Source organism: Proteus hauseri, assembly GCF_040139125.1.
GTDB lineage: Bacteria > Pseudomonadota > Gammaproteobacteria > Enterobacterales > Enterobacteriaceae > Proteus > Proteus hauseri_B.
This window is the reverse complement of the sequence record NZ_JBEEUB010000007.1, coordinates 98,979-115,468: the sequence shown is the minus strand read 5'-3', so window position 1 is coordinate 115,468 and position 16,490 is coordinate 98,979. Positions and strand designations below refer to the sequence as shown.

Sequence of the window (16,490 nt, the reverse complement as noted above, 5' to 3'; positions counted from 1 at the left end):
AAATGGCACATACCCAGATGTGCCATTTCTAAAAAAGTAGCCACTATTTTTTATAGGAATGCGAAGAACACCATCCCAATAACTGCCCCTGTCGTACCTAAAATAGTTTCCATTAACGACCATGTTTTTAAGGTTTGTGCTTCTGTCGCACCCGTAAATTTACCGTATAACCAGAAACCTGAGTCGTTTACGTGACTTAAAATAATAGAGCCACCCGCAATACAGACCGACAACGCTGCCATTTGTGCGCCGTTATAGCCTAACTCACCAATAACTGGTAACACTAAACCTACCGTTGTTAAACACGCAACGGTGGCAGAACCTTGAATAACACGTACTGCACCTGCCAATATAAAACACGCTACTGCAATTGGCATACCCGCACCAATTAATGCATTACCTAATGCAGGACCGACACCAGAATCCACCAGCACTTGTTTAAATACCCCACCCGCACCAGTCACTAATAAGATTATCCCTGCAGGTTGAATTGCCGCAGAACAGATCTCCATCACCTTTTCTTTGCTCATACCACGGCGAATAGCTAAACCATAAATTGCCACTAAACAAGCAACTAAAATAGCGATAAAAGGATGACCCACAAACTCAAGAATATTATATAGCTCAGAACCTTTCTCAACGAAACGCGCACCAATGGTTTTGCATCCCACTAAGAGTAAAGGTAATAACACGAGTGCAAGGCTAAAACCAAAAGAAGGCATTTTATTTTGACCTAAACTAGGCTCTGCCAAATCTTTAGGTAAATCCAAGGTCACGTAACGGCTGATAAAGTTCCCGAAAATAGGACCTGCAAGTAACATTCCCGGGATCGCAGCAGATAAACCGATTAAAATCATCCAACCAAAGTCCGCACCCATTTGGTCAGCTAATAACATCGGTGTAGGACCCGGTAATAAGAACGCTGCGGCGGCTGCAACACCCGCGAATAGAGGAATTGCCATTTTAACTACATTACCGCCAGTACGACGAGCAACAGCAAAGACCACACCAATTAACAGCACAACAGCAACATCGAAAAACAGCGGTAACGCGCAGATAAGCCCCGCAATACCTAACGCATAATTAGCGCGTTTTTCACCAAAGTATTTTAATAGGCGCACCGCAATTTGGTCTAATGCGCCAGTCTCATGTAGCACTTTACCGAACATTGCCCCTAATGCGACCACAATAGAGAGGAATCCAAGTGTACCTCCCATACCGTTTTGCATAGTTTGAGTGATTTTTTCTAATGGCATTCCTGAAAAAATACCCGCACCAATAGCCACAATCATTAATGCAATAAAGGCATGTAAACGGGCATACATAACAAAAAATAGTAGCAGTAATACAGAGCCAACTGCCGTTAATACAAGCGTCAATGTGCTCATATTTTATTCTCCTTAGAAGCCGTCGTTACTGACTTAACGGTATTGATCACTTGCTCAATAACCGAATCAAGAGGTGCTGAAATATCAATTTCATACACGTCTTTCTCATCTTGTGTTGGCTCTTCTAAGGTTTCAAACTGCGTCACTAACATTTGAGGTTTAAAGAAGTGCCCTTTACGCGCTTTTAAGCGACTTTCAATCAGAGCATAATCACCTTTTAAATATAAAAAGTGCAGACACTGATTACCTTCTCTTAGCATATCGCGGTACTGTTTTTTCAATGCAGAACAGACAATTAGCGAAACCTCATTGGTTCTTTGCATCGCAAATGCCGCATCGTTTAAGGCTTTTAACCAAGGTTTACGATCTTCATCGTTCAATGCATTGCCTGATGCCATTTTGTTGATATTGGTGCGAGGATGAAGAAAGTCTCCATCTAAAAATGCAGCGCCAGTATGCTGTGCAACACCGCTTGCTACTGCAGATTTACCGCTGCCTGATACCCCCATTAAAATAAACACATGGTGTAGGGATTGGGTATCGCTCATATATTGCTCCTTAAGGCAGACACTGATGTCTTTTTTTGTAATGTTACCCGTAACTGTTACGGGTAACATTACCTGATCACTGAAGATAAAAACAACAGTGGAAGTAAACTAAGAAGTGAAAATGTGAAGTTACTCGCAAATGAATATCGAGTGATCAACATAGTTACAACAAAATGCTCGATAGCTGACAAATTTTGCGCCACTGTTTTATCCCCATAAAGCCAATGTCTTATTTTATAGAAAAGAGAAAAATAGAATTTCACTAAAGAACAGTCGCGATAAAAATGGCGATAAAAAACCCTATCACTGCATAAAAATGATAGGGTTAAAAATTGTTTTGTTTTATTTTTTATCTATAAATCAATAAATTAAATGGATTATATACTTTCACCCGTAATAATACGAAAACCAACATCAATAACTTGCCCGCGAACTGTTTTACCTTTCATTCGTTTAAGTAATAAATCAGCCGCCTGTTGTCCCATTTCATCACGAGGTGTAAAAATACTAGCAAGACGAGGCGTCATTACTTGCCCAACATCATGACCATGGAAGCCTGATATCGCTATCTCATTTGGCACAGTGATACCTAAACGTTGGCACTCAAAAACAGCCCCTATGGCAATATCATCATTGGTACAATAAAGCCCATCTAAATCAGGATATTGCTGACGTGCAGCATGTAATAATTCAGCACCTAATGAATAAGAAGAGCTTTTAGGTGTCATTACATTACCTGCTGGTAAATTGGCTTCTTGCATCGCTTTTTCATAGCCTTGCAATCGCATAAGGGTACGCTCATCTTGTCTTGCCCCAAGATAAATAATACGTTTGCAGCCTCGGCTGATCATCTTACTCACCATTTGATAAGATGCCTCAACGTTATCTAACCCCACCGCAGAATCAAAACAAGGCGATACGCTATCCATGATTTCTACAACCGGAATGCCCGCTGTCTCTAGCATTTTTAAGGTTCTAGGTGTGTGATTACGTTCTGCAAGAATAAGTCCATCAATATTATAAGAGAGCAGAGATAACAGGCGCTCTTCTTCTTTTTCAGCACGATAACCATAGTGTGCGAGCATGGTTTGATAGCCATATTTATCGGTTACTGATTCGATACCACGGATAACTTCAGCAAAAACTTGGTTAGTCAGCGAGGGCAATAACACACCTATCGCATGACTCGTGGCGTTAGATAAAATATCAGGTGCGCGATTAGGAATATAATTAAGGCTATCTAATTCACGAGCAATTTTTTCTCGTAAAGCTTCAGAAACCTGTTCTGGGTTACGTAAAAAACGACTTACTGTCATTTTAGTGACACCAACCCGATCCGCAACATCCTGTAATGAGGGGCGTTTTTTTTTCATTTTATATCGTGGTTATCCGCAAACATCATCATTATTAATATGCGTTTTATTTTTCAATAAATCGATTATATCCCTACGTTATACACTATTTTGCATAAAGTTTATTAAGAGTGTCGTGAGATTTGATTTTGTCTACCGATCCCTTGACTTAAACCAAGAGAAATATAGTATTCTTCGCTATATAATAAACGAAATAACGATATCAATATAAAACAAATATAACAGTGTAAAATTATGGCTATCAATAGACGACTATTTCTTACCTATCTAACAACGATTGCAACACTTTCGGCACTTCCGCATTCAGTAAGAGCCGCCATTACATCACGTATAGCCGCACAGTTTGGTCATATACCTGCACCTGATGCCATTAATCGAGTGATTAGCGCAGGTCCCCCCACCGATCAACTGTTACTGGCATTAGCGCCAGAGAAACTATTGGGATTCTCCTCTCTTAGTCTAGAGAAAAGTGCACTATTTGCTCAAGAGTTACGCAAACTACCTCGTTTAGGACGTCTTTCCGGGCGCGGCAGTACGTTATCCTTAGAAGCATTAATGACCTTAGAGCCTGATATTATTCTTGATGTGGGTAATGTTGATGAAACCTATCGCTCATTAGCCAAACGGGTATCAGACCAAACCGGTATTCCTTATGTTTTGATTGATGGCACGCTAAAAGATAGCCCTGCACAATTAAGACAAACAGGTGCACTGCTAGGTGTAAATGAGAAAGCAGAAAAACTGGTATTAATCGCTCAACAATATATTGATGATGCGCTGCTATTTGCTTCACAGCAAAAAGAGAAACCACGTTTTTATCTTGCTCGTGGCGCTAAAGGGTTACAAACCGGCGCAAGAGGTTCTATTCATACTGAAGCTATCGAAATGCTCGGTTTTGAGAATGTGGTCGATGTACCTGATTTTACAGGTCTTACCGATATTTCACCTGAACAACTCTTAATGTGGGATCCTGAAATTATTATTACGCAAGATGAAAATGCGTATCAGCAAATCACACAAGACCCCGTTTGGAAAAGTACGCAAGCCGTTAAAAATAAACAGGTATTACTATTTAAAGGGCTGCCTTTTGGTTGGTTAGATGGACCTCCTGGTATTAATCGCCTATTAGGTATGCGTCGTTTGCAAAGTCACTTTGATCCTCGGTTAGAAAAACAAGCGGCACATGACTTACAAAACTATTTTGCTCATTTTTACCATACGCAATTGAGTGCTGATCAGTGTCAGCAATTGCTGGGGTCTTCATGAGTCAATCAGCACGTATCACGCTTTTGCTAGCATTATTTTCTCTCACTGCATTAATCGCTATTACTAGTGGTAAGTATTCACTTACCACTCATGAGCTCTGGACTCTGATTAGTAATAAAATTTCAGGTAGTCTTGAATATAGCCGTACTGAAACTGTTTTTTGGCAAATTAGGCTTCCTCGGGTATTAGCGGCAATATTAATCGGTGGAGGACTCGCGATTGCGGGTGCTGCATATCAAGGTATGTTTCGTAACCCACTGGTATCACCTGATATTTTAGGGGTTTCATCGGGTGCGGGTGTCGGTGCTGTGTTAGGTATTTTTCTTGGACAATCAATGCTCTCTATTCAGCTTTTCGCCTTTGCGGGTGGACTTGTTACGGTTGCCTTAGTTTACTTTATTGCTAAATTAGCAAGACAACACGATCCGGTGCTTTCTCTCGTGTTAGTGGGTATCGCCATTAGTGCATTGTGTGGCTCGGCAATTTCACTGATGAAAATTTTAGCCGATCCCTATACGCAATTACCTTCAATTACATTCTGGTTATTGGGTGGGCTCTCTGCTATTACCGCTTCTGATTTGCTCTCTGTCGCACCATTAATGTTAATAGGCTTTATTCCTCTTATTTTGCTGCGTTGGAGGATGAACATCCTTAGTTTATCTGATGAAGAAGCACGATCACTTGGGCTAAATGTTGAAGTTACACGGCTTGTTTTTATTCTTTCGGCAACATTAATCACCGCCAGTGCAGTCTCTATTGCTGGCATTATTGGATGGCTCGGATTAATTGTTCCACATATTGCTAGATTGTTAGTTGGCGCTAACTTCAGCCAGCAGCTACCCGTTTCCTTACTTGTGGGTGCAATTATGCTGTTAATCACCGATACATTAGCGCGTACTATCGCCAATATTGAATTACCTTTAGGTATTTTAACGTCTGCTATTGGTGCCCCTTTCTTCTTGATGTTGTTACTACGAACAAGGAGAGGTGGATGATTATTGCAAAGGCAAACCAACTTGCCATTGGCTATAAAAATAAAGCCTTAATTACAGAGCTCTCATTTAGTATCAAACAGGGGCAAATTATCTGTTTATTGGGTGCTAATGGCTGCGGTAAAACCACCCTAATGAGAACCTTACTCGGCTTATTACCCGCAATTAGTGGCACAATTACCATCGCTGATAAACCGCTAACAGATTGGTCGCCGACAGAATTGGCAAAAGTGATTGCCTATGTACCACAAGCAAGCCATATCCCCTTTGCTTTCAATGTAATAGATATGGTGATTATGGGACGCGGTGCGCATTTATCTTTTTTTTCTATGCCGAATAAACAAGATAGAACAATGGCAATGGAAACCTTAGAACTGCTTTCACTTTCTCATCTTGCCAATAGAACCTTTGATACCCTAAGTGGGGGGGAAAAACAGATGGTTTTAATTGCGCGAGCATTAGTGCAACAGCCACAACTGCTGGTGATGGATGAACCCGCTGCTAGCCTAGATTTTGGTAATCAAATCAAACTGCTTACCCAAGTTAAAGCATTAAAACAGCTTGGTATCAGTGTATTTATGTCAACCCATCATCCACAACATGCCGCAATATTGGCTGATGATGTGATTTTGCTAACACCCCATACTCACGTTTTGCAAGATAGCCCAAATATCTTATTAACACCCGATAATTTAGCGCACCTTTATGGTGTAAAACCGACAGACATTCAGGCGCATTTTCACGCCTACTCGGATAATAAAAACAGAATATAGGCAAGAATATGAATACGATAGAAACAACAGATTTTGATGAGCTATATAAAAACCATATGGTACAGGCAGAAAGAACTAAAAAAGAGCCTGAACATTGGGATAAACGTGCTGAAAAAATGGCAGAAACTTGTGCTAATCCTAACGATCCTTACTTAATTAAGTTTCGTGAAATGATGGATTTTACCGGTGCAGAAACATTACTCGATGTGGGTTGTGGTCCTGGCTCTATTAGTATTCACGTTGCTGATAAATTCAAAAAAGTTATCGGGATTGATTACAGCACCGGTATGTTAGCCGTTGCTAAACGTAGAGCAGAACAAGCTGGCATTCACCATGCGCAATTTATCACTTGCTCATGGGAAGATAGTTGGAATGAGCTACCACGTTGTGATATCGCGGTTGCTTCTCGCTCGACCCTAGTTATGGATTTAAAAGCGGCACTGATTAAACTTAATCGCCAAGCTAAATTGCGGGTTTACACCACACACACCGTTTCACCCACCTTTGTTGATCAACGCATTATTCGTCTATTAGGTCGTGAAGTGCCTACACTACCAACCTATATTTATGCGGTTAATATGCTTAACCAAATGGGTATTCACCCTAAAGTTGATTATATTCGCAGCCGTAATTGTCAAAGTAATTTCAACACCTTAGAACAGTTTATTGAGGGTATCAATTTCTCAGTAGGACCACTAAGTGAAGACGAAATTTCTCGCCTGACAACTTACTATCATGACAGCATCAAAAACGGTGTTTCTCTGATTTCACCAACCCGCGATTGGGCGATGGTCTCTTGGGATGTGGTGCCTGAAAGTGAGTTATTGCTATGATTTATTACCCTGATGCCTTTTTAGATAACTTGCTGATGGAAGACATTCAGTATGGTGATTTAACGAGTCGCGCACTAAATCTTCAAGCACAACTGGGCATCATGACATTTACTCGTCGTGAAGCAGGTTGTGTGAGTGGTATCGAACTTGCTCGTCGTTTACTTGAAAAACTGGGTTTAACTGTTGTAACACACTTGCAAGATGGCGATTTTGCAGATCAAGGTACTTTGCTTATCACTGCTGAAGGGCGTGCTGATGCACTTCACCAAGGCTGGAAAGTGGTACAAAACGTACTGGAGTGGAGTTGTGGCGTTAGCGACTATATGGCGAAAATGCTCGAAATTTACCATCGCTATCAGCCTAAAGGGCAAATTGCCTGTACACGTAAAAACATCCCAAATACTAAACTGCTTGCAACTCAAGCCGTATTAGCTGGTGGCGGTATTATTCATCGCCAAGGTTGTTCAGAAACGATTTTATTGTTTGCTAATCATCGTCGCTTTTTATCAGAACCCGATAATTGGGCGCAGCACATTAAACAATTACGCCAAGCTGCACCTGAAAAATGTGTGGTTGTTGAAGCTGATGATATAGAACAAGCAAGAGAAGCGCTAAAAGCCCAGCCTGATATTTTACAGCTTGATAAGTTCTCTATTGAAGATATTGCACAGTTGCAACAAGAAGCACCTCAGATTGCACCTCATTGCCATCTTTCAGTCGCTGGCGGTATTAACCTGAATACCATCGAAAATTATGCGCAAACAGGCATTACCTTAATGGTAACGTCTGCGCCTTATTATGCGCCACCGGCAGATATTAAAGTTCGTCTGTACCCAAAAGATTAAATAAAAATAGTAACTTACAAGTTAGTGAGCATTTACATATTTAATCAATAATAAACAAAGGAAATGCACGTTGTAAATACAGTGAAGTAAGCTACAAGGAGGCTGTAGTGTCGGCATAGAGGAATGTCTCGCCGTACTTGAGTCACTTTCAACGTGATGAATTTGTTTTATAAGTAAACCGAGCGCTTACAGGTTAGTAAGTGCTCATTTTATTCATTTATTTTTGCGCAACTCGTTATATAAAAACTTATATATAGATTGCAAATTGAGATTGGAATGATGAAATTAAAACCTCTATGCTACTGTTTATCTCTCGCCCTACTACCAAGTATTGCGCTTGCTGATACTACTTATGGTCAATCAACACCTGACTTATTAACCGTTTGGAGTAGCCCAATAGCGGCAAATCCAGATGTGTTAACACAAGCACAGATGCTGGAACAAAATAAAGTCAATGCAGCACAAGCTATTGCAACATTACCTGGTGTGGTGATGCAAAAATCAGGTAACCGTAATGAATACACCATTAAAGTACGCGGATTTGATAGCCGCCAAGTACCGGTATTCTTTGATGGTATTCCTACTTATGTGCCTTATGATGGTAACTTAGACTTAGCCCGTTTTACCACCAACGATCTGGCAAGCATTGAAGTAAATAAAGGCTACACCTCATTACTACAAGGCCCTAACTTAATGGGGGGGGCGATTAATATCACCACGGCAATACCGAAAAAACCATTAGAAGGCAGCATTGCTTATTCTCAAGGTTTTGCGCGTGGTGCAGATTATGCACATAACATGAGTGCACGTTTAGGTGTACGTAATGAATTAGGTTTTATTCAAGTTAGTGGGAGCCAATTAAAGCAACGCTTTACCCCCATTCCGGGCGCTGATGAAAATAACGAGAATGCAGGCACTCATGGACGTCGTGATAATTCAGCGACTGATGACAAACGTGGCATGATCAAAGTAGGTTGGACACCACGCGCTTCTGATGAATATACCTTTACTTATATCAAACAAGATGGCGAAAAAAATAGCCCACCAAATACCAGCAGCAATGCAAAAGGCAAATATAAATACTGGGCATGGCCTGACTACAACAAAGAGAGTTTTTACTATAACGGTGTAACTCAAATTACCGATGGCATCAATCTGCAAAGCCGTGCTTATCACGACAAATTTGAAAACACCCTTTATATGTACCCTAAAAAAGGCAACTACGTTGACTATAGTCATTATGATGACTACAGCACAGGAGCCGCATTACAGTTAGGCATTGATACTCGCGAAAATGATCTGCTCTCTTTTGCAGCACACTGGAAAGATGACGTTCACCGCTCTCAAAAAGAGAAAAATGGTGATTGGATGCGTTATAAAGATAGAACATGGTCTTTAGCCTCTGAATATCAGTGGGCTGCCACTAACGATTTAGATTTAGTGGGTGCGATTAGCTATGACTGGCGTGATAGTGTTGATACCGACAAAGGCGCTGATGATAACAAACAGACCGCGTTTAACTGGGAGATGATGGCGAAATACACCTTAGTGAACAATGACGCAGTGCGCTTCTCTGTTTCTGATCGTAGCCGTTTCCCTACACAAAAAGAGCGTTACACCACTGAGAAACCAAAAGATGGATCAAAAGGGATTATTAATCCTGATTTAGATCCTGAACGCGCTTTATCTTTCGATTTAACTTATGAAGGTCACATCACCGATAACTGGGGTTACCAAACTAGCGTTTACTACAATCGTGTCAGCGATGCGATTATGGCACACACCGTTTATCGTAATGGTACTGCTTTCTTCCAAAACCAAAATAGCGGACGTATTGACTATGTTGGTTTAGATTTAGGTACTAAAGGTAACGTAACGGATTGGTTAGAGCTTGGCGTAAACTATAGCTATATCCACAGTGATCCTAAACAGATCGAACACATTGAGGGCTTACCAAAACATAAAGCCTATATGTGGGTTACTTTTATTCCTGTTGAACAAGTTCGCTTTACCATTATGGAAGAAGCTCAAGGCTGGACTTATAACCGCATTGATGAAGATGACAAACTGGCAGGTTATGCAAAAACAGATCTGCGTTTAGATTATGATTTTGGTTATGGCGTTTCTGCTAATGCATCAATCAATAACCTATTCGATAAATCTTACGAATATACACAAGGTTATATGGAAGATGGTCGTAATTACTGGTTAGGCGTTGAATACAAGTTTTAATTATTTCAATTAAATGATTAAAATTTAATAAAAGAGAAGCGCTGTTATTTTTATAATAACAGCGCTTATTTTACCATCCATGATTTATCATCCATAATAAATATCTCGCGTAAATTCGTCCATTAAAACGAGAAGCGAAATTAAAAACGCAAAAAACCTTTTGCCATTTCTAATAAGGTATTCATTGTACTACTGACTATTTTAACAAAGTTATCGTAATTGCTATTTGCTGCACTATATTTTTTAGATAACTCATCAAGATTAGTATTTATTTTTTTCTCTAAAGCATCTAATGAATTTTTAAATAAATTAAATTCACTTTGTAATATGTCATGATCACCCTCAGCTCTTCTTTTTACATTTTCAATAATTTTATCTAAATCATGAAAATCTATAGCCATAGTAAATTCAGCGAAAACAGAGGGTGAAAAATCATTAATATTAGGTTTAAAATTAAAGCCTTTTATTCCTTTAAACAAGTCTTTTATTGCGTCTATTGCATTATTGACCTGATTAACATCTTCATAATATATTTTCTCTCCATCTATTACTCTAAAATAACGACCGTCTTCATCTCTAATAAAATCAATACTCATTTTAAAAAAGTGCTTATTAGAATTAGGGTTTTCGGTATAATTATCTCTTAAATCTTTTAAAGCATCAAATAATTTGAAAAAATCCACATTAACGGTATTATCTTTTTCTCCTGCCTTAGTCATTTCACTTAATTGAGATAATATAGTTCTTAATTTATTTACATAATCCATATATTTAGAAAAAATATCTTTTAAAATATCTAAATAATCGCTTTTACCTGTCACTATAGAATCTTTTACTTCTTTAAAAAAATCATGTAATGAATCAGTATTTGAGCCACTTCTGCCATTCACTTTAGCGTCTGCATGTTGAATTTTAGATATCTCTTGCTCTAGTATTTTGGTATTGTTGATATTTCTTGCATACTTATTTCTATTAATCATTTCCTCTTCTTTTAAAGAGTAATTACTGACTAAATAAGTAGATTTCATTGGAATAAAATCATTAATTTTATTTTGTAGTTTTTCTTTTACTTTATATCCTTCTTGGTTAAAATCTTCTTGCGCGAATTTCATATCTCCTTTTTCACCAATATAACGGCTATTTTCAGAAGAATGATTTTCTGTTAGTAATTTTTTATTGTACTCAAGACTATTAACATTACTAATTGCTTGACTGCTCATAACTAACCTCTTATATTTTAAATAAAAGAAGTAGCTCCTTATAATTTATAAAATTATATTTAGAGCCACAAGTTAAGTATCAGCATTTTTAGCTACTATTTTACCTAAAGTCAAAACTATAAATTTGTTTTAGTATAATTATAAAATAAATACAACCATTTGATTAAAAACGTAAAAATCCTTTTGCCATTTCCAGTAATGTATTCATTGTACTACTGACTATTTTCACAAAGTTATCGTAATTACTGTTTGCGGTGCTGTATTTTTTAGATAGCTCATCAAGATTAGTATTTATTTTTTTCTCTAAAGCATCTAATGATTTCTTAAATAAATCAAATTCATGCTGTAATATATTACGTCCTTTAGACTCCTCTTTTTTAATATTGTTTTCTTTAATAACTTTATCCATTTCAGCTTCAATATCAAACCCAGGTCTTACAACACCAAATAAACTTGTATTTTCTTTTAATAATTCTTTCCTTTTTTCTTTAAGCTCGTTATCAGAGAGTATACCTTTTACAGTTGACACACTATCATCTATAGATTTAATAAAGCGATCTATATCAGAAAAATCAATATTACCTATAAATCTAATATCAATATCCTGATTATTTTCTGATGATTTATCATTTTTTATTATTTTTATCCCTTTAATATCTTTTAATAATTTTTCTATTGAGCATATTGCATCATCTACTTGATTTTTATTAATATAAGATATGCTGTGAACATCTATTTTACGAAGATAACTTCCATTCTCTTTATGCTGAAAAAGCAAACGAGAATGAAAAAAATATTTAGCTCCAGCCATATCTTCATATTTTCTTTTAATGTCAACTATCCTATCTTTAAATAAGGAAAATTTGACATTTACAGACTCAGACTTACTACCTGGTTTTGTATATTTACTTAATGAAGATGTTGCTATTTTAAGGTCATTAACATAATTCATATAGTTAGAAAAGGTATCTTTAAATATATCTAAATAATCATATTTTCCACATACAATAGAATTTTTTACTTCACTAAAAAACTCACGCAAAGAATGAGATTGTGAAGAATTTATTTTTAAATCTATATGCTGTAAATCTGATATCTGTTTTTCTAGCCTTATTGCATTATGACTATTTTTTGCATATTTATTTTTGTTAACAATGATATTTTCTTTTACTGAGTGATGATTCTTAAAATTTTCAGAATCTGATAAAAGATACCTATCAAGATTACCCTGTAGTTTTAATTTAACTTCATTCCCTTCTCTATTAAAATCTTCTACTCTTATTTTTTTATTATCCTCTGAAATAGAATCACTCTTTTTATCAATATTATTTAACATAAATTCATTATATTTGATATTATTATAGCTAGTTGGGTTTACCACTATTAACATTAACCTCTTACATTACCCGAAATCGTTGAAGCAGCATCTTGATTTGCGCGAATAATTGCCTCCATAGCTTGTATTAGCGCTTTAATAATATCTAAAGCTTCACGTTGAATTTCAGAATTATTACTATCAATTTGCCCTGTTGCATGACTTCTGGCTTCTAATACTTTAATATCTCCTTCTATACGTAATGCATCATTTTGTATAGAACTATCAACTACTTTTGAAACAGGATCTGCCGTTGATGAAATAAATGTACCTTTAATCATAGTCTTATTAGTTGTCTCACCAGGGGATACTCCCTTGTTTATTCCCTTTATTGAGGTAAAAGCACCAATACCATGAATAGCCATGGAAACCGCAGCACTTGAAATAGCAGCAGATAATATAAGATCTGCTTTTTTATATAGATCATCTTTTATTTTATTAGCGATATCCACTTGCATAGTCATAAACAAGTTTCCTAATTCTCTTGATGACTCATATTTTTTGATCATGATTTTTAAATAATCAATCATCAAGTTAATAATACTCATCATTTCATTAGAAATAAAATTAAAACCACCTTGTTTTATTGGATTATTATTTTGTGACCGATTGTTTTTCTGTAACTCATCAATTAAGTATTGGATATTTTGTTTTTCTTTTTCTGGCTTTTTTAATTCTGGAACTGACCGACTTATTTGTTCCATATCCTTTTTAACTATATCTTTTATTTTTTTCTCACCTTCTTTATCATTATAAATTTTATTATTAAGCTCAACACCCTCTTGCTCGTTTATATTATTTTTTAAAAGTTCTTTTATAACACTTATATTATTTAAGTTATTACTTACATTAGACATCATAATTTCACTCCTATTAAAGGAATTAAATAGTAATATTTTTTACAATATTAGCTCTTGCTTTATTACTTACAGATAAACTATCACTCATATTCTGTAATATCTCAGTTAATGTATCTACTTGATCGTGATAACTATCCATAATTTTCTCTATTAGTTTTTGGATCATATCTAATATGGCTTGTAATTTTTTAGTATCCGCAACTGATCTAATAATTTTATCGGTAATCGTTGCTGTATATATATTAACAGCACTTGAAGCTGATGCTGTGCCTAATTTTGACATCACAACCGTTCTATTTAAGGTTTTTAATCCATGAGCAGTAAAATCTTTAGATAGCACTTTATTAATTGATTTTAAAAGATTCTCCAGCGTCTCCATAATTATCTCTTTAACCATTTTACCTAACATAGCTTCAAGATAATCATGCATCATTTTCTTTAATGTCATTTTAACTTGTTCAGTAAATATCTTTTTAGCTACGTTTGTCACTGCATTAGCCGCTGATCCCGCAACAAAACTTAAGGCAACACCACCAACCAAAAGCGCGATGGTGACAATAATTTTTACCGCCATTTTTAGCTTTTCTTGCATTGCCTCTTTAGCTTTTTGAATGGTGCTTTTATCTAAACCTAGAGCGACTAATGCATCTAAGGTAGAGTTCAACATATCGACAATCGCATCAACAATCTTATCGACAACTTCACCTATCGCCTCTGTAACAGGTGCCATTGCCTCATCCATAAATGATTTCTTATTTATCGCTTGATAAATTTCATCGGCAACCGTTAAAGTCACACTGGCTGCCATCATCACCACAGCAACGCCAACCAAAGCCAGTGAAGCACCCGCAGTAAAAATTGAAGCAACACCCGCAATAAGTGTCAGTAATCCACCGAGTATCTTTAACCCAATTCCAGCCCAATATTGAATTTCTTCCTGTTTTTTAATTTGAGCTTTTTGATCTTCAATTTTTTGTTTTAATGATTTAGTGGTAACTTCCTGCATTTCATCAAATAATTTTTGCTCGCCTTCAGCACGTTCTAAGGTGACTTTTAGTGTTAGCTCTCGCAATTTAGCTAATAAGAAAGTTAGCAGTGCCATTCCCGATAGTGAATGCGATGCAATTTCTAGTTCTATTTTACTTTGTGATTCCGTTAATTTTTGATAAATATCCTTTGCACTATCTAATCTATTCTTGATTGACTCATCATTTTTTTTATTAATTAATGAATTTAATTCATTATGATTTGATGTAATTGAATTAAGTTTATCATTGCTCATAGAAACATTTGGCATATATTTAAATGCTTCATCTAAAAAATGAGCTAATTTATTATATAAGTTATCAATATCAGCTAAAGTATAATCTTTAGTGCTATCAGGTAAATCCATAAAGGGAAAGTTATCTTTAAGAAAAGCTTCCATCTCCTCTCTACTATTAATCTTTGTAGAGAGTAATTTATTAATAACAGAATTAGGAATATTTTTATTTTTTAAAAAGGCAATAACTTCTTCTTTGGTTTTAAACTTATGATCCTTAATTTGATTATAGATTTCCATCCAATAATCAGTATAAGCATCTTTATATTTATTCATATCATCTAAAATAGATTGATAATCATTTTTTAGTCCATCAACACCTTGAGATAACTTATCTAGTTTTTCTAGATAGTAATCCAAATTATCGACATTTTTAAGTTTATCTAAAATACTCTGATTTATTAAGTTTTGATATGATAATTGTAGATAAAGAAAATCGTTTGTTCCTTTTGATGAAGAACTTTTCGACCGATTTGAAGCAGAATCTAATAAAGGTTTTTCGGTTACAGTAGGTTGATTTGAGCGGACATTTGGGGTTGCACTGCGCTGCTTTTGCTCATCATATAGATGCTTTTGATTAACTAAAACCTCTTCTTTTTTATTTGACTCTGTAGGGCTATTTAATACTTCTTCTGTTTGTGTTTTCTGCGGATATAGCTGTGCCTTAGCTTCTTGCTGCTCTGCAGTTTTTATATTAAAATTTAAATCTGATTTGGTATCAATTTTTTTATTACTTTTTTCTTGTTCTATTGGTGCTCTTAAAACAGGATATTCAGTAATATTTTTATCTTTTAAAATAACCTCATTAATTACCTTTTCATTGGTAATAGTATTAATTATCTGAGCTTGTTTCACACTCTCTTTATTTACTTTCTCTACCTCCTTAGATGGTGAGAAAGTAGAAACTTTCCGTTCGTAGTTAATATCGCTATTAATTTTACTATTCATGCTATTCGTCCTTACTTTCATCAATTACAACGAGAGGAACATCTTTTAGCGATTCTAAATAGACCATCGCTTTCTCTTTTATTGATTCATCATTTATTTTTTCAACAACTTGATTAAAACAGTATTTTGCTTTCTCTTTTTCACCTAAAGATAGATTACATTGCCCGGCATAAAAAACAGGTCGATAATCATTTTTAGCATTAAGATAAGCTAGCGCATAAAGATCAACTGCAGCCTGATACTGTTTTTTCAATTGATTAACAGCGGCTAATCCCATGATATAATCAACATTGTAGAAATCATAAAGACATAAAAATTTAAAGATAGCTTCAGCTTCGTCCAGTTTTCCTTTCTGGTAGAAGTCATAAGCGAATGAATAAATTCCTTCCATAAATCCTTCTGGAATTGAGCTTTCGTCCTTGAGTGAAGTCCCATTTTGAACAATAGAAACGATATAGCTTGCTAATTGATCAAGTTCTTTTTCTGACATTTTTTCATATAATGACATTGTGTTAA

General features: G+C 36.0%; 14 protein-coding genes. 6 read left to right on the top strand and 8 right to left on the bottom strand.

Annotation, left to right across the window (positions count from 1 at the left end; all coding sequences use genetic code 11):
* Window positions 1–50: 50 nt before the first annotated feature.
* The 3 genes from gntU to gntR form a co-directional block, all read right to left on the bottom strand.
* Window positions 51–1,388 (bottom strand): gluconate transporter, encoded by a 1,338-nt coding sequence (gene gntU / locus ABN099_RS12760; RefSeq protein WP_349464198.1) that lies wholly within the window; start codon window positions 1,386–1,388, stop codon window positions 51–53.
* A complete protein-coding gene (gene gntK, locus ABN099_RS12755) occupies window positions 1,385–1,936 on the bottom strand; it encodes a gluconokinase (protein ID WP_349464197.1) in 552 nt (183 codons plus the stop codon). The genes gntU and gntK overlap by 4 nt, the downstream gene beginning before the upstream one ends.
* A 377-nt stretch (window positions 1,937–2,313) precedes the next feature.
* The gene (gntR, locus tag ABN099_RS12750) at window positions 2,314–3,309 is read right to left on the bottom strand and encodes a gluconate operon transcriptional repressor GntR (RefSeq protein WP_349464196.1); all 996 of its coding nucleotides are present in this window, start codon (window positions 3,307–3,309) and stop codon (window positions 2,314–2,316) included.
* 234 nt (window positions 3,310–3,543) lie between these two features.
* Between gntR and ABN099_RS12745 the strand changes: the two genes are divergently transcribed.
* The 6 genes from ABN099_RS12745 to ABN099_RS12720 all read left to right on the top strand — a co-directional run bounded on the left by ABN099_RS12745 (window position 3,544) and on the right by ABN099_RS12720 (window position 10,250).
* The gene (locus tag ABN099_RS12745) at window positions 3,544–4,575 is read left to right on the top strand and encodes an iron ABC transporter substrate-binding protein (RefSeq protein ID WP_349464195.1); all 1,032 of its coding nucleotides are present in this window, start codon (window positions 3,544–3,546) and stop codon (window positions 4,573–4,575) included.
* The gene (locus ABN099_RS12740) at window positions 4,572–5,570 is read left to right on the top strand and encodes a FecCD family ABC transporter permease (RefSeq protein ID WP_349464194.1); all 999 of its coding nucleotides are present in this window, start codon (window positions 4,572–4,574) and stop codon (window positions 5,568–5,570) included. The genes ABN099_RS12745 and ABN099_RS12740 overlap by 4 nt, the downstream gene beginning before the upstream one ends.
* Window positions 5,567–6,340 carry an ABC transporter ATP-binding protein gene (locus tag ABN099_RS12735; RefSeq protein ID WP_349464192.1) on the top strand — a complete coding sequence of 258 codons (774 nt, stop codon included), beginning with the start codon at window positions 5,567–5,569 and terminating at the stop codon, window positions 6,338–6,340. The genes ABN099_RS12740 and ABN099_RS12735 overlap by 4 nt, the downstream gene beginning before the upstream one ends.
* An 8-nt stretch (window positions 6,341–6,348) precedes the next feature.
* On the top strand, window positions 6,349–7,173 hold the full coding sequence (locus ABN099_RS12730) for a class I SAM-dependent methyltransferase (RefSeq protein ID WP_349464191.1): 825 nt from the start codon (window positions 6,349–6,351) through the stop codon (window positions 7,171–7,173).
* Window positions 7,170–8,018 carry a ModD protein gene (gene modD / locus ABN099_RS12725; RefSeq protein WP_349464190.1) on the top strand — a complete coding sequence of 283 codons (849 nt, stop codon included), beginning with the start codon at window positions 7,170–7,172 and terminating at the stop codon, window positions 8,016–8,018. The genes ABN099_RS12730 and modD overlap by 4 nt, the downstream gene beginning before the upstream one ends.
* A gap of 279 nt (window positions 8,019–8,297) precedes the next feature.
* Window positions 8,298–10,250 (top strand): TonB-dependent receptor plug domain-containing protein, encoded by a 1,953-nt coding sequence (locus ABN099_RS12720; RefSeq protein WP_349464360.1) that lies wholly within the window; start codon window positions 8,298–8,300, stop codon window positions 10,248–10,250.
* A 140-nt stretch (window positions 10,251–10,390) separates the two neighbouring features.
* On the opposite strand, the gene ABN099_RS12715 is transcribed toward ABN099_RS12720, so the two are convergent.
* The 5 genes from ABN099_RS12715 to sicA all read right to left on the bottom strand — a co-directional run bounded on the left by ABN099_RS12715 (window position 10,391) and on the right by sicA (window position 16,482).
* Window positions 10,391–11,470, bottom strand: coding sequence for an IpaD/SipD/SspD family type III secretion system needle tip protein (locus ABN099_RS12715; protein WP_349464189.1), 1,080 nt, complete (start codon window positions 11,468–11,470; stop codon window positions 10,391–10,393).
* A gap of 163 nt (window positions 11,471–11,633) precedes the next feature.
* Entirely contained in the window at window positions 11,634–12,860 is a 1,227-nt protein-coding gene (locus ABN099_RS12710) for an IpaD/SipD/SspD family type III secretion system needle tip protein (protein ID WP_349464188.1), read from the bottom strand.
* Entirely contained in the window at window positions 12,860–13,705 is an 846-nt protein-coding gene (locus ABN099_RS12705; protein ID WP_349464187.1) for a type III secretion protein, read from the bottom strand. The genes ABN099_RS12710 and ABN099_RS12705 overlap by 1 nt, the downstream gene beginning before the upstream one ends.
* Before the next feature lie 22 nt (window positions 13,706–13,727).
* Complete coding sequence (sctE, locus tag ABN099_RS12700; protein ID WP_349464186.1) at window positions 13,728–15,974, bottom strand: type III secretion system translocon subunit SctE; 2,247 nt, start codon at window positions 15,972–15,974, stop codon at window positions 13,728–13,730.
* A gap of 1 nt (window position 15,975) precedes the next feature.
* Complete coding sequence (gene sicA, locus ABN099_RS12695) at window positions 15,976–16,482, bottom strand: type III secretion system translocator chaperone SicA (protein WP_349464185.1); 507 nt, start codon at window positions 16,480–16,482, stop codon at window positions 15,976–15,978.
* Window positions 16,483–16,490: the final 8 nt, after the last annotated feature.